A 20,010-nucleotide genomic window follows, 5' to 3' on the forward strand; every position below is an offset into this window, starting at 1 on the left:
CGGCTATTTCTTGCGGAACTGGTCCAGCGAAACGACCTTGGGGCCGTCCGAAATCGGCGGCATGTCCTGGGGCGGGGTCGGCTCGTCTTCGACTTCGTCCAAAAGCTGCGGGTCTTCGAACTGCAGCAGAAATTGGACGCTGGGATCGTAGAAGCGCGTGATCGCGGAATAGGGAATGACCAGGCTCTTGGGCATGCCGCCGAAGCGCAGCTTGACCGAGAAACGCTCAGACTCGACGCGCAGGTCGTCGTACTGGTGCTGCAGAACGACCGTCATCTCTTCCGGATATTTCGCCAGAATGTCAGGGGCCACGCTGACGCCGACGGCACGTGTCTTGAAGGTGATATAGAAGTGGTGGGCGCCGGGCAGTCCGTCGGCCAGCACGCGTTCCAACGCGGCGCGCATGACGCCGCGCAGGGCTTCCTGCGCCAGCTGTTCGTACCGCATCTCATCGACCGGAGGGGCCTGGTCGCTCATCGTCACCTCACATCAGAGCGCGACTGATAGCGGCGCAGGGCCGTAGGCGAAAGGTGTCATGAAGGTAAAGCGCCGGGATTCTGGCGCCAGGCTCCCGATCATCTTTTGGAAAGTGCCGGGGGTTCTGTTGCCAGGCCCCCCGACGGGCCCCGCCCAGGGATCTGAACCCCTAGGACTTAAGATTCGAAATCACTCGAACCGCATTACGCGGCGAGAGCGACTTCTCCAGCGAAGTTATCGTTCGCAGTTAGAAAATGGCCCGATACGGTGGGCCAGGACGAGCGAAAGCAATCCTCTTTACACGTCCGTCGATGCTAGTCGGCCCCATGCTGCCTCCGCCGATAACGCGGGGAGAAAGTTGGTGGAGCCGCCGGGAATCGCACCCGGGTCCGGTCCGCTTATTACAAGCGCGTTTATCGCTATAGTCCGGCCGAAACCGGACCAGAGGAATATAGGCGCAGCCGTGACGCATTCCAAGCGCCGGATTGCACTCAGGCGCGGCTCCACTCCGGCGTCTGGTTTCGGAACCACGTCAACTGACGTTTGGCGTAGTTGCGGGTAGCTTGTTTAAGGGCGGCGATCGCGTCGTCGCGGGCCAGATCGCCGGACAGGTAGGCGGCCAGTTCTCTGACCCCGACCGCCTTCATGGCGGGCAGGGCGGGGTTCAAGCCACGGTCCAAGAGGGCTTGGACTTCGTCTATCGCTCCCTGATCGATCATCAGATCTACGCGCTGGTCACAGTTTGAATAGAGTTGCTGACGCTCGGGCTCTCTGACCCATCCGGTCCATGAGCCCTGCGCCAACAAGGGCTGGGTGTCGGCCTTCCAGGCGCTCAGCGCACGACCGCTGGCGATGAAAACGCTCATGGCTCGAACCAGTCGCTGTCGGTCTCCCTGTTCGATGGCCTGCGCCGCCTCAAGATCGATCTGGGCCAGGCGCCGGCGAAAAGCTGACTCGCCGAGCGCCGTGTAGTCGGCATCCATCTGATCGCGCACCGCGCTCGGCACCGCGGGAATATCGGCCAAGCCTCGTGTCAGACTGGTGAAATAGAGGCCGGTCCCCCCCACCAGAATGGCCGGGCGGCCTTGATCGCGAAGATCGTCGAGCAACGCCATCACTGCGCGGCTCCAGCGTCCTACCGACCAGGCGTCGGCCGCGTCTGCGACGCCATACAGTCGATGGTCGGCCTGGGCTTCATCTTCAGCCGAGGGGCGGGCCGTCAGGATGCGCAGGTCGGCGTAGAGTTGCTGGCTGTCGGCATTGATGATCACCGCACCCGTTTCGCGCGCCATCTTCAGCGCCAGCGCCGACTTGCCGGAAGCGGTTGGGCCGGCGATCAGGGTGATTGAGGGCGGCTGGGACAAATCGTGGCTCGCGGGACGGGTTCGAGGGCGATAGAACGCGCGCATCATCGCCTGCAAGTCCCTTGGAGACCGCCTTGGTCGAACGCTCCGCCGTCATCGCCGCCCTCGACGCCATCATCGATCCGGTTTCCGGCCAGGGGTTGGTCGCCGCCGGTCTGGTTCAGGGCCTGGTCGTGGCTGAGGATCGCGCGGGGTTTGCTCTGGAAGTCGATCGCACTCAAGCAGCCGCCTACGCCCCGGTCCGTGACGCGGCGGAGGCTGCGCTGAAGGCCATTCCCGGCATGGCGCGCGTTTCGGTCATTCTAACCGCCGAGACTAAGCCGGTTGCTGCGCCGCGCACGGCGAGCCTGTCAAAGGCGGCGGTCGATCAGGGCCGCGCCAAGGCGCCCGTCCCGACCGATCGTCCGGCCCATGTCCGCCGCGTCCTGGCCGTCGCCAGCGGCAAGGGCGGGGTGGGCAAGTCCACGGTCGCCGTAAATTTGGCCGCTGCGCTTTCGGCGCGCGGGCTATTGGTCGGCATTCTCGACGCCGATGTATATGGGCCGTCGCTGCCGACCATGCTGGGCATCAGCGGTCAGCCCGCCTACGATGACGGCGCCATCGTGCCGCACCTCGCCCACGGGCTGAAGGCCATGTCGGTCGGCCTTTTGACCAAGTTGGACGACGCCATGATCTGGCGTGGCCCCATGGCGTCGCAGGCCATCACGCAGATGCTGACCCAGACGCGTTGGGGAACGGCTGATGCGCCGCTGGACGTGCTGGTGGTCGATCTGCCGCCGGGCACGGGCGACGTCCAGTTGACCCTGATCCAGAAGACGCCGCTGGATGGAGCGGTGATCGTGTCGACGCCGCAGGAAGTCGCTCTGGCCGATGCGCGACGTGCCCACACCCTGTTCCAGCGTGTCAATGTCCCGACGTTTGGCCTGATCGAGAACATGAGCGGACCAGTCTTTGGTGAAGGCGGGGGGAAGACCGAGGCCGAGCGCCTGTCCATCCCGTTTTTGGGCGCCTTGCCGCTGGACGCCGCCTTGCGAGAGGGCGGCGATACCGGACGACCGCCTGTCGCAACCGATCCTCACGGCGAAATCGCCGGCCGCTTTGTCGAAATAGCCGCGCGCGTCTCGGCGGCGCTCGGGCTTTAGAAAAAGCCGAGGCGGGGGGTTTTCAAACGCAACCCTGTTCGCCACCTTGGATGCTACAGATATCCAAGGAATTCCAATGAGCCTCGACGCCCTGTTCAGCCCTTTCACGATCAAGGGGCTGACCCTGCCCAACCGCATCGTCATGGCGCCCATGACGCGGTCCTTCTCGCCGAACGGCGTCCCGACCTCCGACGTCGCCGCCTATTATCGCCGCCGCGCCGAGGGCGGAGTGGGTCTGATCGTCACCGAGGGCACGGTCGTCGAGCGTCCGGCGGCGCGCAACGACGCCAATGTTCCGGTCTTCCACGGCGAAGCGCTGCCGGAATGGAAGTCCGTGGTTGAAGAGGTTCATGCCGCCGGCGGTCTTATCGCGCCGCAGATCTGGCACGTCGGCTCGGCGCGGGGACGCGGCGATGACTGGGCGCCGCTGGGCAAGGTGGATAGCCCGTCGGGCATGACCATGCCGGGGAAGACCAAGCTGGAGCCGATGACGGAGGAAGATGTCGCAGACACGATCGCCGCTTTCGGCCGGTCGGCCCGCGCTGCACGAGACCTCGGCTTCGACGCCGTCGAAATCCACGGCGCCCATGGCTATTTGATCGACCAGTTCTTCTGGGGCGGCCTAAATGCGCGCGAGGACCGCTGGGGCGGACCGACCATCGCGGACCGCGCCCGCTTCGGCGCCGAGGTCGTGAAAGCGGTGCGTGAAGGCGTCGGCGACGACATCCCCGTCATCCTGCGCCTGTCGCAGTGGAAGCTTCAGGATTACACGGCCCGCATCGCCGAGACGCCGGAGCAGATGGTCGAGTGGCTGACCCCGCTGTCGGACGCCGGCGTCGATGTCTTCCACTGCTCGCAGCGCCGCTTCTGGGAGCCGGAATTCGAAGGCTCGGACCTGAACTTCGCCGGCTGGACCAAGAAGCTGATGGGCAAGCCCACGATCACCGTCGGGTCCGTCGGCCTGGACGGCGAGTTCATCGCGGCCTTCGGCGGCGAGGGTTCAAAGCCCGCCTCGCTGGACGGTCTGCTGCGCCGTCTGGAGAACGAGGAGTTCAACCTGGTCGCCGTCGGCCGCGCGCTGCTGGCCGATCCTCAGTGGGTCGCCAAGATCCGCGAGGGTCGTGAAGACGAGCTGCGCAACTTCGAGCGTTCGGACCTGATGACCCTGTCCTGATCGGGAAACGTCGAGCCGGTTATGCCGGCTCGACGATCACGCCAGTGCCGTAGCACAGCACCTCGGTCACGCCCGGCATGATCTCCGTCGCGTCATAGCGGACGGCCAGGATGGCGTTGGCGCCGTGGGCCTGGGCGTGTTTGACCAGTTCGTCATAGGCTTCCTGACGCCCGGCCTCAGCCAGCTTCACATAGGCGCCGACGCGGCCGCCCAGCATGGACTGGACCCCGCCGATGGCGTCGGAGATGGCGTTGCGAGAGCGCACCGTGACACCGCGCACCAGGCCGATGTGGCGCGTCACGCGAAAGCCGGGCAGGTCGTTGGTCGTGGTGACGTACATCTGTTTCTCCTAGCGGCGTTCCAGCACGCGGAAGGTGAAGGCATGATCGTCCTTCTCGCCTGCCGGGTGCGATTCTGACGATACCTCGACCCAGGCGGTTTCGTCGAATGCCGGAAAGACGGCGTCGCCTTCGGGAGAAGCCTCGACCTCGGTGATGTACAGGCGCCTGGCGCGGGGCAGGGATGCCTCGAACAAGGCGGTGCCGCCGATGATGCAGATTTCCTCGACGCCATCGTCCTCGGCGGTTTCGCGTCCGATCTCGATGGCCTCGTCCAGAGTGGCGCAGACCAGCGCGCCCTTGGACATGCCGTCGCTTTCGTAGGATTCGTCACGCGTCAGCACGATGTTCAGCCGACCCGGCAGAGGCTTCAGCGGCAGGCTCTCCCAAGTCTTGCGGCCCATCAGGCAGGGCTTGCCCACGGTGATGGCCTTGAACCTCTGCAAGTCGCTGCGGAGCCGCCAGGGCAGGTCGCCGTCGCGACCGATGACGCCATTGCGTCCACGCGCGACGACCAAGGAAATGATGGGCTGGGGCAAGAACCTTGACCGTATCGATGCGTTGAAGTGACCCATCCAATGAACGCGAGCCCCGTTGTGAGCAAGTATCTCCCCGCCATCCTGGTCGGTTTCCTGGTCGCGTTCGTCATCAGCGGCGGGCTGGCGTTCTTGTTCTCATCGGCCGGAGCCGACGCCGGCTATCTGCCGATGATGGTCGGCGCATTCTTGGGCGTGTTCACCGCCTACATCATGGCCAATCTAGCGGGCACAAAACTGGGAAAGTCGGCGACGGCGGAGCAGAAGCAGGCTGCACTGGCGTTTCGCCCTCAGTTTCACGACCGGGCTCTGCTGATCGTCTATCGCGAAGGCTTCGTGGGCAAGGCTGCCGGCATGGACCTGTCGGTGGACGACAAGTTCGTGGCCCAGCTGAAGAGCCCGCGCTTCACCGCGATTTCGGTATCGCCGGGCGGCCACCAGCTGTCCATGGCATTCGGCGGCCTGGCGGGAAAGCAGAACAAGCCGACGCTTGAGGGATTCATCGCTGCGCCCGGCGACGTGATCGCGTTTCGCGCCACGATGCAGATGGGCATGATGAAGAACCGGATCGTGGTCGAGCGCATCGAAACGGACGACGCCCTGGTCGCGCGATTGACGCCGATGATCATGATTGCGCCAGAGATCTAGGCTTCGGTCTGAGACTCCAGCCACTTCAGCCATTTGCGCTGCATGGCTTGCTCAAGGTCTATGTCCGCCCGCGCGCAGTAGATCAGCAGCATCCCCAGCACATCCGCCGCCTCGTCGCCCAGCGCCAGGGCGTCAGGCGCGCCTCGTGCGCGGCCTGTCAGCCGCAGGTGCTCGGCGGTCAGCTCGCCAAATTCCTCCTGCAGTTTGAGCAAGGCCCAATCGCGGTCGCGGTCGATATCGTGTTCGGCGGCGTAGATGTCGGAGATGCGAAGAACCGACGCGGTCAGATCGCGCAGATCCATCTGTTCAGCGACGCTCGACGCTGACGCCGTCCGCCGCGAAGGCCTGAAGGCGCGACCGGGCGTCGGCGTCGTTCAGCGCATAGGCGTCGAGGAAATCCTCCGTCGCCCGGATGATCTGATCAAACTGCTCGCCTTGCGCCGTCCCCGGCAGCTGGTGGTCAGCGCCCGCGAAGATCATGAGAGTTTTGTCGCCGGCCGGGCTGTTGTCGAACGGCGCGCGATGATCGCGCCAATCGCTGACGAAGCCGGGCACCAGATCCTGATCGCCGGTGATCACCAACAGCGGACGGTCAACAGTACGGTAGCTGTCGGGGGTGACGAGGCCGGGGATAGAGCCGGCCGAGGAAAAGGCGATCACGCCTTTTACCGCCGGGTCGCCTGCGGGGCCCGCTGCCGTGACGGCGCCGCCCTCGATCACGGACATCAGAGAGCCGAACGAATGCCCCGCCACGATCAGCGGCTTGTCCGAATGCGCATGAGCGGCGATGCCGCGTGCGACGCCCAGGTCGATCAGCCTGGTCGAGAAGGCGGCGCGATTGTCATATTTCTCATGTTCGGGATGGCGCAGAGAATCGACGTGAAGCGGTGCGATTACCGTGAAGCCATGCAACGCCCAAGCCGACAGAATGCGGGCATAGGCCGTCGGCGAGCCGTTATAGCCGTGACTGAACACCACCACGCCGCGTTCGACCGGGGCGGTCCAGATGCTGATCGGTATGGCCCGACCGTCCGGCGCCGGAACCCTGATTTGGACCGGCGTGATCTCGGCGGCTTCGACGGCGGATGAGACCGGCTGGGCGATCGCCGACGCTCCGGGCGTCGCGAGCAGAACGAGACCAAGAGAGAAAGCGCGGATCATCGTGAACGACCTTAAACGGCGACGGCCGCCTTGATATGCGGCCAGGCCTCGTAGCCTTCGAGTGTGAAGTCCGAGAGGTCGAAGGCGAACAGGTCGGTCTTGGGCGCGATCTGCATGACAGGCAGAGGCAGGGGCTCGCGGGTTAGCTGAAGCTCAGCCTGTTCGAGGTGGTTCAGATAAAGGTGAGCGTCGCCAAAGGTGTGGACGAAGTCGCCCGGCTCCAACCCTACCACCTGGGCCAGCATCATCGTCAGCAGGGCGTAGGAGGCGATGTTGAACGGCACGCCCAGGAAGACGTCGGCGCTGCGCTGATACAGCTGGCAGCTGAGCTTTCCGTCGGCGACGAAGAACTGGAAAAGGCAGTGGCAGGGCGGCAGCGCCATGTCGTCGACATCGGCCGGGTTCCAGGCAGTGACGATGTGGCGGCGGCTGTTGGGATTGGTCTTCAGCCCGTGAACCAGTTTCTCGATCTGGTCGATGACTCGCCCGTCCGGCGCGGTCCAGGACCGCCATTGTTTGCCGTAGACCGGACCCAGCTCGCCCTCGGCGTCGGCCCATTCGTCCCAGATGCGGACGCCGTTGTCCTTTAGATAGGCGATATTGGTCTCGCCGCGCAGGAACCACAGCAGTTCGACGATGATCGACCGCAGATGCAGCTTCTTGGTCGTCAGGACCGGGAAACCCTTGGACAGATCGAACCGCATCTGGCGACCGAAGACGCCCAAGGTGCCGGTGCCGGTGCGGTCGTCGCGACGGACGCCATTGTCGAGGATGTCGCGCAGCAGGTTCAGATACTGCCGCTCGGGATGATCGGCGGGCGCCGCAGCGATGCGAGCCTGAAGTTCAGCGATGGCGACCTGAGCGTTCATGGCGTCAGCTTCCACCCGAATCGGTTTTTCGCCAATCGGCCGTCGCCGCTCGCCATCGGATCGTTGTGGATCGAATTAACCCCCGAAGCCGCCTTCGTCGAGGAAAGCCTGTTCTTCAGGCTTGGTCTGGCGGCCTAGTGCGGCGTTACGGTGCGGGAAGCGGCCGAAGCGGACGATGATGTCGCGGTGCAGCTTGCCCCATTTCTCCAGCTCTTCGTCGCCCGCGACCAAGGCCATGTAGCGGTCCTGGTCCTCGATCCGTTCGGAGTGCTCGAAGGGCAAAAGCAGGAAGTTCATGAAAGCCGGCTCGACCGCCAGGTGCAGATCGCGCGCCACCGCCTGATTGGCGAACATCAGGGCCAGCGGGTCTGTGGCGAACTGATGCGCCGTACCGCGAAAACTGTTTCGGGGATACTGGTCCAGCAGGATCAGCATCGCCAAGGCGCCCCGGGCCGTGTCCATCCAGTCGTCCAGTTCGCGGCGCGCGGCGGCCCAGTGCAGGGCGCGGCCTCGGTCGCGGAAGTCGGCGTCGAACGCCTCGTTCTTGGCGAACCACTTTTCGGGTCCAGCCTCTTTCCAGAAGGCGACGACGTCGGATGGGGTTATGAAGGCGGTCATGACCCAGACCCTACCCAATCCGCTGCCTGTCTTCCACGACCGCGACTGCGACCTTTCGATCATTCGCGGCAAGCGCGTGGCCATGATCGGTTACGGCAGCCAGGGCCGCACCCATGCGCTGAACCTGCGCGATTCGGGCGTGACCGAAATCGTGGTGGGTCTGAAAGCGGACTCCAAGACGCGAGACCTGGCGCGCGCCGACGGGTTTGAGGTGATGACGGCCGCACAGGCCGCGTCGGGCGCCGACGTGGTCGCCGTCATGACGTCAGACGAGGCGCACCGCGATCTGTGGCGCGACGAACTGGAGCCGAACGTGCGGCCGGGCGCGGCCCTGGTCTTCGCCCACGGCCTGTCGGTGCGATTCGGCCTGGTCGAACCGCGCACGGATTTGGACGTCATCCTGGCCTCGCCCAAGGGGATCGGGCCGCGCATCCGCGATCTGTACGAAGCCGGGGAGGGGGTCTTCTGCCTGTTTGGCGTGCAGCAGGACGCGACGGGCAGCGCGCATGCCCTGGGCCTGTCCTATGCGGCGGCGCTGGGCTGCGGGCGCAAGGGCATTCTGGAAACGACGATGCGCGACGAGTGCGAGAGCGACCTGTTCGGCGAACAGGTGGTGCTGTGCGGCGGCATCGCCGAACTGATCGACGCGGCCTTCATGAAGCTGGTCAACGCTGGCTATCCGCCCGAAGTGGCGTGGTTCGAATGTTTCTATGAAACCAAGCTGGTGACCGACCTGATGTACGAACGCGGCATCGCGGGCGCCTTCGCCAAGATTTCGAACACGGCGGAATACGGCGCCTATCTTACCGGGCCGAGGGTTATCGGAGACGAATCGCACCAGGCGATGGGTGAGGTGCTGGCCGCGATTCAGAGCGGGGCGTTCGTGCGGCGGCTGATGGCCGACTACGACGCGGGTTCGCCCGACCTGACCGCGCGCCGAAAGGCGCTGGGCGTGAAGACCATCGAGTCGGTTGGAGCGCATCTGAATGCGGTGGCGCGCCAGGCGATGGAGAGCGCGGCGAACGACGACTAACGCGGACATGACGGCAGGCGAAGGCCCGCTGTCGCATCGTCGATTATTCTGAGGAGAAGATGGTCGGAGTGAGAGGATTCGAACCTCCGACCCCTGCGTCCCGAACGCAGTGCTCTACCAGGCTGAGCCACACTCCGACCGTGGGGGCTGGCCTGGCGGCGTCGCCCCGAAGTGAGGACGCGGCTTATAGCCATGGGTTCGATGGGCCGCAAGCGCCCATTTCGACCCATCTTCACGGTAAGCGAAAATAGTCCTGAAAGAGGGTGTTGCATCCCAAAACGGCTTGGCGTATCTGACCGCCTCCGCCGCACAGAGTGCTTCGGAAACGCCGGTCCTGCTGGGGAATGGTGTAATGGTAACACTACGGTTTTTGGTACCGTCATTCTAGGTTCGAGTCCTAGTTCCCCAGCCATCCGCCGACAAAGGTCGGCGCCGCCGAACCACTTTACAGCTTCAGCATTATCATCTGCGCCAGGGCTTCCGTTCGGATGCCCGGCTACCTAGCTTGACCGCAGACTATTGCTGAGGAGAACGATGATGGTCACCGCCAAAGAAAAGCGCCTGGCGCCCCTGAGGACGCCGACGAGCCTGTCGGAGGAGGCGACCCAGAGCATTTCCGCCGCTCTGACCGGGCTGCTGGCCGATACGTTCGCCCTCTACATCAAGACCAAGAACTTCCACTGGCACGTCTCGGGCCCGCATTTCCGGGACTATCATTTGATGCTGGATGAGCAGTCGGCGGAAATCCTGGCCATGACCGATCCGATGGCCGAGCGGGCGCGCAAGATCGGCGGGACCACGCTGCGCTCTATCGGTCAGATCGCCAAGGAATCACGCATCGCCGACAACGATGCCGATTACGTCGATCCGCTGGATATGCTGGCCGAGCTTCGCGACGACAACGGTGAACTGATCGGCCGGATGCGCGAGGTGCATGACTTGTGCGACGAGCATAACGACGTCGCGACCGCCAGCTTGCTGGAGAACTGGATCGACGAGAGCGAGAAGCGCGTCTGGTTCCTGTTCGAATCGGGTCGTCGCGGTAACGGCTGAGGAACCGCAGCGCTTGCGCCGTCTTATGTATCGTCGATAGTCGATTATGGACGGCGCAGGAGGGGCGTGTGAAGCAGGGTGCGGTGATCTGCGGCTTGGCTATTGTGGGAGTGCTGGCGGCCTCGCCCGCCTCAGCCGATATGTCCAAGGCGTTCGGCAATACGATCGTGTCTCACTATCCGAACGGACAGTGGGTCAGGCACTATTTCGATCCGGATGGACGCTACACCTCGCAGTTTTCGGACGGGCGACGTGTGGCGGCCCGCTGGTCGGCAGAGGGTGACAAGATTTGTCTGAGCGGGTTCAGCCCGCGCCAGATTCTGCCGCGGTTCTGCAGCCGGATGGTCGAGGCCGATGTCGGCGACACCTGGCGCGCCCGCGATCCCTTGGGACGCTCCATTCGCAACGAACTGGTCGCCGGGCGTCGCTGAGGCCTTGCCCTGAGCGGCGTCACCCTCTAGACGCGACCGCCTACCCGATGCGGATGTGGCGGAACTGGTAGACGCACTGGATTTAGGTTTCTGCTCATCCAGCATCTTTCACATTGTTTTCGCTAGAGATTTTTGAGACTTCCGCCTCGGTGTGGTGGGATTTGTGCCCTAGAGCCGCAAGCACGTCAGCGTCTGAGACGTGGGCATAGCGAGCGGTCGAAGTGATGCTCTCGTGCCCAAGAAGCTGCTTCACCACAGCGAGATTTCCTGAGGCCTTTAATGCCCTGGTAGCGGCGTGGTGACGTCTGTCATGAACCGGCCGCGCGTCGACGATCTTGGCCGCCCTGAGCGCGGCTTGGGACGCGGCTTGGTGCCCTCTGGGTGTGATGGCTTGGAGCTTACCGTCCGGCTTCTGTCGAAACCAAACCGTGGCGAGATCGGCATCCCTGGCACGACCCATCCTCGCCTTCATGTCTGAGAGGTCGTCGGGCAGGAGAGGGAGGTAATGTGTGCCGCCGTTCTTGCGGGCCCGAAGCGCGACCCGTCCTCCCACGACGTCAACGGCGTCTAGCGGGAAGAAGGCCTCGGTCAGCCGGACGCCGTAGCGAGTGATAAAGTCGAATAGGGGGCGATGCCATTCCGGCAAACCCGCGCGCCAGGTTTCGATCTCATCGCCGCTGAAAGTGCGAGTGCGACCCTTGGGCTCCTTCAGACGCAGATCGCTCCATGGGATCTCGCGGACCTTGAGCTCAAGATTTCGTCGAGCGAAGCGCAGGATCGGCCGAAGAGTCGTGTCGATCAGGTCGCGGTTGACTGTGCCGTTGGAGGGCAGCTTACCTTGGCGAGTGGTTTCCACGCGGCGCCGGCTGATTGCCGCCTGAACCTCGGCCGCGCCGAGGGTGGAGATCAGAGCGTCGCCGTCGAAATGTCGCAGCATTATGTTCAGTCTAAACGCGACGGTGGCCTCGGCCTTGGTGCCCGCCACCTTGGCATTGAACCACTCCACTGAAACGTCCTTCAGCGTTTGCTCTTGGAGCGCGTCAGATGATCCCAGGGCAAGATCTCGGCGGAGGCGTTCGAGATGCTTTTGGGCGTCACCCTTTTTGGTGCAGCGCGTCGTCCCCCGATATCGCTGACTCGCGAACTGGAAGTCGTAATGCCAGGTCTCGCCGCGACGATAGAGGGACATGTTTCGCCTCGCGTGTAGTTGTCGAGGTCGTCAGAGCGGATGCGCCACTGGCGGCCGGTTTTGATCGCCGGAATAGATCTGGCGTTGATAAGGTTCAGGATGACGTGACCCCCTGAAACTCCTCCAGGAATAGCTAGAGTCCGCCCAACGAAGGACGGACAGAATGAAGCGATCGAGGTTCACGGAAGAGCAGATCATCGGGATCCTGCGGGAGCAGGAGGCCGGTGTGACGACGGCGGAGGTGTGCCGGCGGCACGGGGTCAGTTCGGCGACCTTTTACAAATGGAAGGCCAAGTTCGGCGGGCTCGATGTGTCGGAGGCTCGGCGGCTGAAGGCGCTCGAGGATGAGAATGCCCGGCTGAAGCGGATGCTGGCGGACGCGATGCTGGACAACGTGGCGCTGAAGGAGCTGCTGGGAAAAAAGTGGTGACGCCCGCCGGCTATCGCGAGGCGGCTGGCCATCTGCAGGCCGCCTACGAGATGAGCGAACGGCGGGCGTGCCGTGTGCTGGGTGTTGATCGGACGAGCGTGCGCTATCAGGCGACGCGCCCGAACGACGGCGCCCTGCGCGACCGGCTGAAGGCCCTGGCCCAGGAGCGTCGCCGGTTCGGCTATCGCCGCCTGCACGTGCTGCTGCGGCGCGAGGGCCATGCGGTCAACAGGAAACGGGTCCAGCGGATCTATCGCGACGAGCAACTGACGGTGCGCCGGCGGGGCGGCCGGAAGCGAGCGATGGGCACGCGGCGACCGCTGGACCTGCCGCTGGCGCCCAACCAGCGCTGGTCGCTGGACTTCGTCGCAGACCAGCTGACGGACGGGCGGCGCTTCCGCATCCTGACGGTGATCGATAACTGTACGCGCGAGTGCCTGGCGCTGGTGGCCGACACCTCGCTGTCGGGCGCGCGGGTCGTGCGGGAGTTGGACGCCGTCATCCGGCAGCGAGGGCGGCCCGACACCATCGTCAGCGACAACGGCACGGAGTACACCTCGAACGCGGTCCTGGCCTGGGCCGACGACACCGGCGTCGGCTGGCACTACATCGCGCCGGGCAAGCCCCAGCAGAACGGCTTCAACGAAAGCTTCAACGGGCGGCTGCGTGACGAGCTGCTGAACGAGACGCTGTTCCGCTCGCTGCCGCACGCTCGCGCCGTGCTGGAGGCGTGGCGACGCGATTACAACGAGCAGCGTCCGCACTCGAAGCTCGGGTGGCTGACGCCGCAGGCTTATGCAGAAGCGCTCACCGGACACATCGGCCGGCCTGCTGCGCTGGTTGATGGCTGCGCAGACCGGCCTCTTGCCAACCCAGCCGATCACAGCTCAGATCACCAAAGGACTCTCGTTATGGCTGGATGAGAAACGGGGGTCACGTCAAGGACTGTCTTTTCGGAAAGCCGGAGCGTGGCGCAAACTTCCCTCAAGGTCAGTAGGGTGGAGGAGATGGCTGCTATTGATGTTGACATCAGCCACCTCCAACCTTTGAGGTTGCAACTGGATGTGCAGCACGTCTCGGTCCGGAACACAGCCTGCAGATCGGGCGCTCGCTCCGCCACAACAGCTTGTCACCAAGCGCCCTTAGATCCACGACGGACCACGCTTCAGCTCTATTATCTCGTTGAAGGCGGTCGATGATCCCAAGTCCAGCAGCCGAGTTTTTTGCGTAGTTGGCTAGCTAAAAATGTTCGCTCCCTGCCGACGTGGCGCGTCGGATCCGGACTATTTCTTGTGACGTCCGTCCGTTTGTGACTCATAGCCGACGTTTAAAAGGTCTGCTTGTAGGGCTCTGGTCAGCAGAGGGCCGTCAGTAAGATTGCGGCTTGTGGATCGTAGCATGGCCACTGTGACGCAAGTGGGTCTTGTCGAGGTCAGCAATCAGCTCTGCACCCTTCTCTTTTCCGACCAACTCGATCAACGCATCGAGCTTAGCCTCCATTCGATCATCGTTCTCTTTGGAAGATGGTGACCCGACATAGAGAAAATAAGCCAAGCCGACGACCTGCCAGAGAAGTTGCAGAAACTCTGACTGCCAGTTCTCGAAGGTGTCGCGACCCATTTCGACCAGATAGGGCGAGAGACGGACAGCTTGCCCATGAGAGGTCTGGTCATCCACATAGGCGAGCCAGCCGAAGCCCCAATGAAGGGCGATCGAGACCGTGAAGAAGGCCAGTGTAATCCAGGCGTAGGCATACTTCTTCAGCATGACCTGGCTCCATCAATCCTGCGTCGGTGAATCCGAGGGTTCGTTCGGTCCGGTCTGCCCTTCGAAATCACGGGCGTCCGTTCGGCCCTCCTGCAGCCTTCGCGTCGCAAGGTCCGGACCCGGCTGGCCGCCTGGCCCAATGCCGCCCGCCGCCCGCTGCTGTTCCGCCGGCGTCGTGTCAAGACGCCGACCTTTTGCGACGCCCGGCGGCAACGCGGCTTCGGCTTCTTGATCCGATTTCATCAGGCTCGAAGCTCTCTTTCGACGTCGCTCGCCAAGTTTCCCACCTTCTCGACGGCCCGTCGAAGCTGATCTTCGGTGACCCCGAACTTTTCGGCCCAATCCCGAGCCTCATAGTTTTCGCTCAGGCTGATTCGCTGGCGATCCGGGTTGCCGGTCTGGGTTTTGTCGTCTGTCATGGGCGCCTCCTGAAGAACCCGAAACAGCGGGCGAGCCGTTCCGTTTCCTGTGTCCAATATCGGTCGGTGGGCCGGGCCGAAGATCGGATCCGGTTCGGCGACTGCAAAGCGGACAAGCCGCTGGCGAAGCGCAAGACCTCACTCAGCCCGTCAGATGCGGCAGGGACAGGACCACAAGCAGGGTCGTCACCACAGCGCACGCGAACACAGAGATCCAGGCGAGTAGCCGATCGAAGCGGTTGTTCGATAACCGTGCACGGCGGATTTTCGGACCGGAGAACAGCGCCATTCCCCGAGAATGACGCAGCGACGCCCGCGCTTCTCTAACGCAGGTTAGCGGCGAGCATTTTTGGCGACCCGTGTTCGTAGGGCTTTGCGGCTGTGCAAATGAAGCCCGCTAAGTTTAGGGTGAAGGCGGACAGATGAGGCGAACATCATGATCGACCCCTTCATCCGCAAGCTCGAGTATGGCGCCGATCTGACCGATCAAGATCGGATCGATCTCCGCGACGCCGTGCTGGATGTCTGCACTTTTAAGGCAGGAGAGGATATCTCGTCGCAGGGCGAAGTCCCCCGAAACGTGCACGTGGTGCTTGAGGGCTGGGGCTGTCGCTATAAGATGCTGGAGGACGGTCAGCGTCAGGTCATGGCGATCTTCGTTCCAGGCGACATGTGTGATCTGCGTGTGCAGATCCTGACCGAGATGGATCATGGGATCGGCGTTCTGACGGACGCCAGGGTCGCGCAAATCTCTCCGGCTCGTATCAATGCCCTGACAGACAATCCGAGGATCAACCTGGCGCTCAACTGGGCGACGCTGGTGGACGAGGCCACCCTGCGCGAGTGGCTGGTGAACATCGGCCAGCGCCCCGCGGATCAACGCCTGGCGCATCTGATCTGCGAGCTCCATTTCCGGCTCCGCGCTGTCGGTTTCGCCGATGAAGCGGGCTTGGACCTGCCGCTGACGCAGGCGCAACTCGCCGACATCACCTCCATGAGCCCAGTGTACATCAACCGGACGCTGATGACGTTGCGCGGCGCCGATCTGATCCGCACAGAGGGGCGGTTCGTAGAAATTCCGAACTTTGATCGCCTCGCCGAGTTCGCGGGCTTCGAGCCCAGCTACCTGCACCTTGGAGGCACCAAGCCAAACGCCCAGGTCTGAGATGCGATATTTTTTCGATACGGTCGATCCCAGCGGCGCCCGCCGCGACGGTGTCGGCATCGACTGTCCGTCCGACAACAGCGCGCGCCGTCTAGCGCGAAAGGCGCTGGGCGAAATGTTCTCGGAGTCCCATAATGAGGGCGACGAGACGTATGAGATTTCGGTCAGGAATAACGCGGGAGCGACGGTGTTCGCTGGGACCTTGGCCTACAGACGAGATTAAACGTCCGTGTGAGGATCGCCCATCAACGCTCGGGTCGCCGCCATTAGCGATGGCGTCGTCGGCCGAGGGCGTGTGCACCGGCTTCGCAGTCAAAGCCATGTGATTGCGGCTGGCTTTCCGTGCTCGACATGCAGCCGCGCCCTTCGATCGCCCAGCCAGATGCGCTCAACGGTGATCGCGTCCCATCCCGCCGGCAAGATCACCACCCGTCTCGGCCATGTCTCTGGCGCGCCGCGCGCTTCCAGCCCCGTCAATCCGTAGACAAGCCCCATCAACATGCCCGCCAGATTGGCGAAGAACGGACCGGCCGCCGTTTCGCTGTCGGGATGGTCCGGTCGATACTCGAGACATTGATGGAAACGGCCGGCGTCATAGGCGGCGTATCCAGCCTCGAACAGTTGAAGGGCCAAGGCGCGGTCGCCGGCCAAGGCGGCCCACGTCGCGTAGAGGGCGGGAAACATCGGCGCCCCGACATAGTCCCGCCAGTGGGCCAGATAGAGATCGAGAGTTCGGCGCATCGTCTCCGGATTGGCTTGATAACCGCCCGGGAACAGTCCGGCCAAAGGCGATGGGGTGGCGCCCTTGGGTTCATCGATGCGGAAGCCGTCGTGCGCCGCAATCGCTCCGTCTGAACGTAGCGGCAGATACAGGGTCTGACGAATGGCACGCCACGCCGCATGGGGCGGTCGTCCAAGCACCTCCGCAGCGCCTATCGCCCGCGACAGAACATCGTCGGCCAACATCAAGGTGAATGCGTCATTGTCCGGCGGGCTTGGGACCTCAGCCGGTCCTGTAGCGCGCATTAGCTCATAGCCGCGCTCTGTCAGGCTCAATCGACTGACGATCCAGTCTGCGACGCCTTCAAGCACGGGCCAGGCCTTTTCCCGCAGGAAGGCCTCATCGCCTGTGGCGTCGGCGAACAGGCTGAACGCGCGCGCCACATGCAGCGTCCCATGATCCTCATGCGCCGCCCCCGACCCGCCGCCTGGCGTCGCTTCTTGGCCGGACAAGGGGGCCGCCTCCCACGGGAACTGCAATCCTTGACGGCCGGACAGACGCGCGTTCGATGCGGCCGCCGCGAGACCGCGCGAGCGGAAGTCGAGCAAGGCGCGCGCGGCGTCGGGTTGGCTCAGGATCAGGGGCGGCACACAGAAGGCGTCGATGTCCCACATGACGTGGCCGAAATAGTAGGAATAGTCCCGCCACGCGGCCAGGCCGAAGATCGAGGTCGCGGCCGGCGAGGTGGGGTGGACGGAGCTGTTCAGATAGAAGAAGGCCGCATCGATTAAGGCCTGATGCGCTGGATCGGCGCCCGTCACGACGATCCGGCCACGCCATAGCTCACGCCAGGCGTCGCGGTTGCGGATGCGAAGGATCTCGAACCCGGTCTGCGCAGCGCGCGCCACCCGACGTACGGCCTCTTCGTCGGGTCGCGCATGGATCAGCGAGGGAACAAGGGCCGCCATCTGCCGCAGACGCGCACCGCCTTTGCCGATCTGGCCCAGATCGTAGGTGGTTTGCAGCGGTCCCGACGCATCCCAGCGTGTCACTTCGCGCTCGGCGGCCGGATCCGTGTCGGTCCACAGCGCAATCCCGCAGGTCGACAGGTCGCCCTCTGTCGACCACAGCAGGGAGCCGTCGCAAGCGGGGTCCGTATCTCCGGGCGTGTCCGTCCGACGCCGCACGACCCGCCCTCTGACATCGGCGGTCGAGGTCCGGGCGCGCAGGCGGATTTCGCACGGCGCATCGGGCCGCACGGTGACCTCCTGCATGACGACGGCCGGCGCAGTGCGGCTGGCGAAGGTGACGACCTCGATCTCGGCGCTAACGTCGCTCATCCGCGCGCGCCAGCGGCTGGTCAGTTCAGCGGTCGCAAAATCATAGGCCTGCCTTAAGTCGCTGACGCACCAAGGCTGGTCCGACAGCCAGACGCCGTTGATGCAGATGTCGGCTTCCAGCGGATAGGGGACAGGGACGCCCGCCTCTATGCGGCGTTCAGGATCCTGGCCGACGACGCCGTTGACGATCGTCATGCCCGGCGAGAGCGCCATTTCCCGCACGCGCAAACCGATCAGGCCGTTGGCCACATAGGCGGGAAGCGCGCCGTCTCTAGCGCCGTGTTCTACAGGCGGGCTGATCGGTCTCCAGTCCGTGGCGGGCTCGCCAGTCGTCATTCCTGCCTCACTTGAAATTGGCGCTCAAAGACATGGACATCCGCCTCGACGGGTCGCATGACGCGGCCTAGTGATCTCTCAGGTTCGGTGCAGTCATCAGAGGTGCCCATTCGGCGATCCCCCCTCAGTCTAGCCACGGAGCGAAGAAGGAACGGAAGTCGGTCTGCAGCCGAGCCTGCCGAGCGGCATCGGTCGTGTCCGCTCCACCAAACGTTTTCGGTTCACTGCTGTCAGCGTCGTGGACGGAACGTCCGGACCTCGACGAGCCCATCGATCTGTACCTCGTGAATGGGAGGAGACACATCAAACCCCAAACCGAGCCACAGTTTCCTGTGTTCGCTTTCGGCCAATCGGTTTCAGTGAAAATCCGATCAAGGGCGAAGAGCGAAGGGCGAAGCGCGAATTCTCTCGAACGCTCTTATCCAAGTCTTATTCGCTGTAGGCGATTGTCGTCATGATCGCGTTCGCGGCTTGTCGCGAATCCAGGCGAGTATGCTGGACGACGATAGGGTGTTGCGAGCGGATGACACTGGCGTAGTCCGTATCGCGAGGCGCCGGCTCCGGATCGTGGAGATCGTTAAAGCGAACATGTTTGGTCCGCTGCCCGCCGATCACCAGTCGGTAGGGACCGACCGGGGCGCGATCTTCGAAGAAAAGCGTGATCTCGACCTCCGTCGGCCTGTCTCCGGGATTGAGGATGCAAGCTGTCTCATGGCTGATCATCGCCGGACTCGGGCCCGAGCTATCGCTCGGAATATAGCCTTCGGCGATCACCCATACCCGTTTTCCGATCTCGCTCATAAGACGTTATCCTTTTGTCTGCGATCAGGTTGGCCCGGCCCCATAGCGCGATGATGTTGCGGGTTGTTCCCGTTTAAGCGGGCAAACTCGTCTGTTCGGGCAAGCGATGCGATCTGATCGGCGGCGCGTCTCAAACTCGCGTGGCGATCCGACAGGCGCTTCGTGAAACATTGGGCATTGTCGCGCTATTCGCATCAGCAAGCACGTGAGCGATCTCGAGAATGTGTTTCGCCTATGCGGCGCCCGGACTCGTCGCACATTGGCGCAGATGCCCCCGATCACCACGGGCGGCCAGCGCGTTTTCCAGTCGCTCAGCCCGCCTGTCGCCGAGCCAAGCGAACCTCGATCCGGCATCGCCAGCTCAACTGGAAACGCTTTTGCTTCCGCCGCCAGCGCGCCGCACGGATCGCCCACGATAAGAACGTCGTCCCAAGATTCTCCATCGCAGCCGCAGCCAATCTCGGTACGGGGCCGTCACCACCCTTGTCAAAGTCGTGAATAGAATGCGTAGGGCTGATCCGAGAACGGCGGTTCGAGAAACTCGACCCGGTGCTCGAACGATGAAGGATCAAGGCGCGTCTCAGCCTTCCGACAGAGCCGCCCTCAACACCTCTTCGTTGATCGGCTTGGTCAGGGCGGCGTGGGCGCCCAACCCTGAGGCCATCTTCAGGATCGGACCTGAGCCGAGGCGGCCGCCGCCGGTGATGGCCACCACCCGCATGGTGTCCCGGAGATGGCGGGTTTCAAGGATGAAGTTCAAGCCGTCGCGGTCGGGCATCAGGATATCGACGACGACGGCGTCGGGCTCCCATGCCCGCACGATTTCGAGACCCTTGTCGACCGAAGCCGCAGTCACGACTTGGTAATCCATGCGCTTCAGCATGTCTTCCAAATGGCCCATCATCAGGGGGTCGTCTTCGATGACGCAAACTTTCACGGTCAACCTTCGGATGTATCTGCCTTTGCGTTTAAACCGGTGACCTCAGCCACGCGTCAAC

Annotated in this window: 23 protein-coding genes, 2 tRNA genes and 1 other RNA gene; 10 read left to right on the forward strand and 16 right to left on the reverse strand. The window is 63.6% G+C overall.

Going from position 1 to position 20,010, the window contains the following annotated elements; translation table 11 throughout:
- Positions 1-3 precede the first annotated feature (3 nt).
- The 3 genes from A4249_RS05020 to miaA form a co-directional block, all read right to left on the reverse strand.
- Entirely contained in the window at positions 4-477 is a 474-nt protein-coding gene (locus A4249_RS05020; protein WP_066551436.1) for an SspB family protein, read from the reverse strand.
- 111 nt (positions 478-588) lie between these two features.
- Positions 589-958, reverse strand: a transfer-messenger RNA (tmRNA) gene (gene ssrA, locus A4249_RS05025).
- Positions 959-968: 10 nt separating this feature from the next.
- Positions 969-1,769, reverse strand: coding sequence for a tRNA (adenosine(37)-N6)-dimethylallyltransferase MiaA (gene miaA, locus A4249_RS05030; RefSeq protein ID WP_231868803.1), 801 nt, complete (start codon positions 1,767-1,769; stop codon positions 969-971).
- 146 nt (positions 1,770-1,915) lie between these two features.
- Between miaA and A4249_RS05035 the strand changes: the two genes are divergently transcribed.
- Positions 1,916-2,983, forward strand: coding sequence for an Mrp/NBP35 family ATP-binding protein (locus A4249_RS05035; protein WP_066554814.1), 1,068 nt, complete (start codon positions 1,916-1,918; stop codon positions 2,981-2,983).
- 76 nt (positions 2,984-3,059) lie between these two features.
- On the forward strand, positions 3,060-4,157 hold the full coding sequence (locus A4249_RS05040; RefSeq protein ID WP_066551438.1) for an NADH:flavin oxidoreductase: 1,098 nt from the start codon (positions 3,060-3,062) through the stop codon (positions 4,155-4,157).
- Positions 4,158-4,176: 19 nt separating this feature from the next.
- Here A4249_RS05040 and A4249_RS05045 read toward each other — a convergent pair whose 3' ends face one another.
- Together A4249_RS05045 and A4249_RS05050 are read right to left on the reverse strand one after the other, a co-directional pair.
- Positions 4,177-4,497, reverse strand: a complete 321-nt coding sequence (locus A4249_RS05045; protein WP_039243695.1) for a YbjQ family protein — start codon at positions 4,495-4,497, stop codon at positions 4,177-4,179.
- 9 nt (positions 4,498-4,506) lie between these two features.
- Complete coding sequence (locus A4249_RS05050; RefSeq protein ID WP_156494632.1) at positions 4,507-5,034, reverse strand: dihydrofolate reductase; 528 nt, start codon at positions 5,032-5,034, stop codon at positions 4,507-4,509.
- Between the two features lie 57 nt (positions 5,035-5,091).
- Between A4249_RS05050 and A4249_RS05055 the strand changes: the two genes are divergently transcribed.
- Positions 5,092-5,679, forward strand: a complete 588-nt coding sequence (locus A4249_RS05055) for a hypothetical protein (RefSeq protein WP_066551440.1) — start codon at positions 5,092-5,094, stop codon at positions 5,677-5,679.
- Here the strand turns inward: A4249_RS05055 and A4249_RS05060 are convergent.
- The 4 genes from A4249_RS05060 to A4249_RS05075 all read right to left on the reverse strand — a co-directional run bounded on the left by A4249_RS05060 (position 5,676) and on the right by A4249_RS05075 (position 8,327).
- Positions 5,676-5,981: a phosphoribosyl-ATP pyrophosphohydrolase gene (locus A4249_RS05060; RefSeq protein WP_066551441.1), complete on the reverse strand. Its 306-nt coding sequence runs from the start codon at positions 5,979-5,981 to the stop codon at positions 5,676-5,678. The two genes, A4249_RS05055 and A4249_RS05060, sit on opposite strands and share 4 nt — an antisense overlap.
- A gap of 4 nt (positions 5,982-5,985) precedes the next feature.
- On the reverse strand, positions 5,986-6,840 hold the full coding sequence (locus A4249_RS05065; protein WP_066551442.1) for an alpha/beta hydrolase family protein: 855 nt from the start codon (positions 6,838-6,840) through the stop codon (positions 5,986-5,988).
- Positions 6,841-6,851: 11 nt separating this feature from the next.
- Positions 6,852-7,709 carry a thymidylate synthase gene (locus tag A4249_RS05070; RefSeq protein ID WP_066554815.1) on the reverse strand — a complete coding sequence of 286 codons (858 nt, stop codon included), beginning with the start codon at positions 7,707-7,709 and terminating at the stop codon, positions 6,852-6,854.
- Between the two features lie 75 nt (positions 7,710-7,784).
- Positions 7,785-8,327, reverse strand: coding sequence for a DUF924 family protein (locus A4249_RS05075; protein WP_066551443.1), 543 nt, complete (start codon positions 8,325-8,327; stop codon positions 7,785-7,787).
- Here A4249_RS05075 and ilvC point away from each other — a divergent pair.
- The gene (ilvC, locus tag A4249_RS05080) at positions 8,326-9,360 is read left to right on the forward strand and encodes a ketol-acid reductoisomerase (RefSeq protein WP_066551444.1); all 1,035 of its coding nucleotides are present in this window, start codon (positions 8,326-8,328) and stop codon (positions 9,358-9,360) included. The two genes, A4249_RS05075 and ilvC, sit on opposite strands and share 2 nt — an antisense overlap.
- 60 nt (positions 9,361-9,420) lie before the next feature.
- Here ilvC and A4249_RS05085 read toward each other — a convergent pair.
- Positions 9,421-9,497 (reverse strand) — tRNA-Pro (locus A4249_RS05085).
- Positions 9,498-9,698: 201 nt separating this feature from the next.
- Here A4249_RS05085 and A4249_RS05090 point away from each other — a divergent pair.
- The 3 genes from A4249_RS05090 (at position 9,699) to A4249_RS05100 (ending at position 10,844) form a co-directional block, all read left to right on the forward strand.
- Positions 9,699-9,772 (forward strand) — tRNA-Gln (locus tag A4249_RS05090).
- Between the two features lie 122 nt (positions 9,773-9,894).
- The gene (locus A4249_RS05095; RefSeq protein ID WP_066551445.1) at positions 9,895-10,413 is read left to right on the forward strand and encodes a Dps family protein; all 519 of its coding nucleotides are present in this window, start codon (positions 9,895-9,897) and stop codon (positions 10,411-10,413) included.
- 68 nt (positions 10,414-10,481) lie between these two features.
- Positions 10,482-10,844 (forward strand): hypothetical protein, encoded by a 363-nt coding sequence (locus tag A4249_RS05100; RefSeq protein WP_231868773.1) that lies wholly within the window; start codon positions 10,482-10,484, stop codon positions 10,842-10,844.
- A 94-nt stretch (positions 10,845-10,938) separates the two neighbouring features.
- On the opposite strand, the gene A4249_RS05105 is transcribed toward A4249_RS05100, so the two are convergent.
- Positions 10,939-12,033, reverse strand: coding sequence for a tyrosine-type recombinase/integrase (locus A4249_RS05105; protein ID WP_066551446.1), 1,095 nt, complete (start codon positions 12,031-12,033; stop codon positions 10,939-10,941).
- 163 nt (positions 12,034-12,196) lie between these two features.
- Between A4249_RS05105 and A4249_RS05115 the strand changes: the two genes are divergently transcribed.
- A protein-coding gene (locus A4249_RS05115) for an IS3 family transposase (RefSeq protein WP_156494575.1) occupies positions 12,197-13,386 on the forward strand; the annotation gives its coding sequence in 2 pieces (ribosomal slippage) (positions 12,197-12,455 and positions 12,455-13,386; 1,191 coding nt in all).
- A gap of 445 nt (positions 13,387-13,831) precedes the next feature.
- Here A4249_RS05115 and A4249_RS05120 read toward each other — a convergent pair.
- Both A4249_RS05120 and A4249_RS16250 read right to left on the reverse strand, forming a co-directional pair.
- The gene (locus A4249_RS05120) at positions 13,832-14,230 is read right to left on the reverse strand and encodes a DUF6766 family protein (RefSeq protein ID WP_197458458.1); all 399 of its coding nucleotides are present in this window, start codon (positions 14,228-14,230) and stop codon (positions 13,832-13,834) included.
- A gap of 242 nt (positions 14,231-14,472) precedes the next feature.
- Positions 14,473-14,649 carry a DUF3606 domain-containing protein gene (locus A4249_RS16250; RefSeq protein WP_082064521.1) on the reverse strand — a complete coding sequence of 59 codons (177 nt, stop codon included), beginning with the start codon at positions 14,647-14,649 and terminating at the stop codon, positions 14,473-14,475.
- 436 nt (positions 14,650-15,085) lie between these two features.
- Here A4249_RS16250 and A4249_RS05130 point away from each other — a divergent pair, with 436 nt between their 5' ends.
- Both A4249_RS05130 and A4249_RS17145 read left to right on the forward strand, forming a co-directional pair.
- Positions 15,086-15,814 carry a Crp/Fnr family transcriptional regulator gene (locus A4249_RS05130; RefSeq protein WP_066551448.1) on the forward strand — a complete coding sequence of 243 codons (729 nt, stop codon included), beginning with the start codon at positions 15,086-15,088 and terminating at the stop codon, positions 15,812-15,814.
- Between the two features lies 1 nt (position 15,815).
- The gene (locus tag A4249_RS17145) at positions 15,816-16,037 is read left to right on the forward strand and encodes a DUF6894 family protein (protein WP_055805167.1); all 222 of its coding nucleotides are present in this window, start codon (positions 15,816-15,818) and stop codon (positions 16,035-16,037) included.
- An 89-nt stretch (positions 16,038-16,126) separates the two neighbouring features.
- On the opposite strand, the gene A4249_RS05140 is transcribed toward A4249_RS17145, so the two are convergent.
- The 3 genes from A4249_RS05140 to A4249_RS05150 all read right to left on the reverse strand — a co-directional run bounded on the left by A4249_RS05140 (position 16,127) and on the right by A4249_RS05150 (position 19,949).
- Positions 16,127-18,211, reverse strand: a complete 2,085-nt coding sequence (locus A4249_RS05140) for a glycoside hydrolase family 65 protein (protein ID WP_055805170.1) — start codon at positions 18,209-18,211, stop codon at positions 16,127-16,129.
- Positions 18,212-18,640: 429 nt separating this feature from the next.
- Entirely contained in the window at positions 18,641-19,012 is a 372-nt protein-coding gene (locus tag A4249_RS05145; protein WP_055805174.1) for a sensory rhodopsin transducer, read from the reverse strand.
- Between the two features lie 580 nt (positions 19,013-19,592).
- Complete coding sequence (locus tag A4249_RS05150; RefSeq protein WP_197458459.1) at positions 19,593-19,949, reverse strand: response regulator; 357 nt, start codon at positions 19,947-19,949, stop codon at positions 19,593-19,595.
- Between the last annotated feature and the right edge of the window lie 61 nt (positions 19,950-20,010).

Source organism: Brevundimonas sp. GW460-12-10-14-LB2 (genome assembly GCF_001636925.1).
Taxonomy (GTDB): domain Bacteria; phylum Pseudomonadota; class Alphaproteobacteria; order Caulobacterales; family Caulobacteraceae; genus Brevundimonas; species Brevundimonas vesicularis.

Bases quoted from the DNA above. Each gene is read 5' to 3' on its own strand.
- A4249_RS05065 (WP_066551442.1), bottom strand. From the start codon at position 6,840: ATGATCCGCGCTTTCTCTCTTGGTCTCGTTCTGCTCGCGACGCCCGGA.
- A4249_RS05095 (WP_066551445.1), top strand. From the start codon at position 9,895: ATGATGGTCACCGCCAAAGAAAAGCGCCTGGCGCCCCTGAGGACGCCG.
- A4249_RS05020 (WP_066551436.1), bottom strand. From the start codon at position 477: ATGAGCGACCAGGCCCCTCCGGTCGATGAGATGCGGTACGAACAGCTG.
- A4249_RS05040 (WP_066551438.1), top strand. From the start codon at position 3,060: ATGAGCCTCGACGCCCTGTTCAGCCCTTTCACGATCAAGGGGCTGACC.
- A4249_RS16250 (WP_082064521.1), bottom strand. From the start codon at position 14,649: ATGACAGACGACAAAACCCAGACCGGCAACCCGGATCGCCAGCGAATC.
- A4249_RS17145 (WP_055805167.1), top strand. From the start codon at position 15,816: ATGCGATATTTTTTCGATACGGTCGATCCCAGCGGCGCCCGCCGCGAC.
- A4249_RS05130 (WP_066551448.1), top strand. From the start codon at position 15,086: ATGATCGACCCCTTCATCCGCAAGCTCGAGTATGGCGCCGATCTGACC.
- A4249_RS05060 (WP_066551441.1), bottom strand. From the start codon at position 5,981: ATGGATCTGCGCGATCTGACCGCGTCGGTTCTTCGCATCTCCGACATC.
- A4249_RS05140 (WP_055805170.1), bottom strand. From the start codon at position 18,211: ATGACGACTGGCGAGCCCGCCACGGACTGGAGACCGATCAGCCCGCCT.
- A4249_RS05120 (WP_197458458.1), bottom strand. From the start codon at position 14,230: ATGCTGAAGAAGTATGCCTACGCCTGGATTACACTGGCCTTCTTCACG.
- A4249_RS05105 (WP_066551446.1), bottom strand. From the start codon at position 12,033: ATGTCCCTCTATCGTCGCGGCGAGACCTGGCATTACGACTTCCAGTTC.
- miaA (WP_231868803.1), bottom strand. From the start codon at position 1,769: ATGGCGCGCGAAACGGGTGCGGTGATCATCAATGCCGACAGCCAGCAA.
- A4249_RS05075 (WP_066551443.1), bottom strand. From the start codon at position 8,327: ATGACCGCCTTCATAACCCCATCCGACGTCGTCGCCTTCTGGAAAGAG.
- A4249_RS05145 (WP_055805174.1), bottom strand. From the start codon at position 19,012: ATGAGCGAGATCGGAAAACGGGTATGGGTGATCGCCGAAGGCTATATT.
- A4249_RS05070 (WP_066554815.1), bottom strand. From the start codon at position 7,709: ATGAACGCTCAGGTCGCCATCGCTGAACTTCAGGCTCGCATCGCTGCG.
- A4249_RS05045 (WP_039243695.1), bottom strand. From the start codon at position 4,497: ATGTACGTCACCACGACCAACGACCTGCCCGGCTTTCGCGTGACGCGC.
- ilvC (WP_066551444.1), top strand. From the start codon at position 8,326: ATGACCCAGACCCTACCCAATCCGCTGCCTGTCTTCCACGACCGCGAC.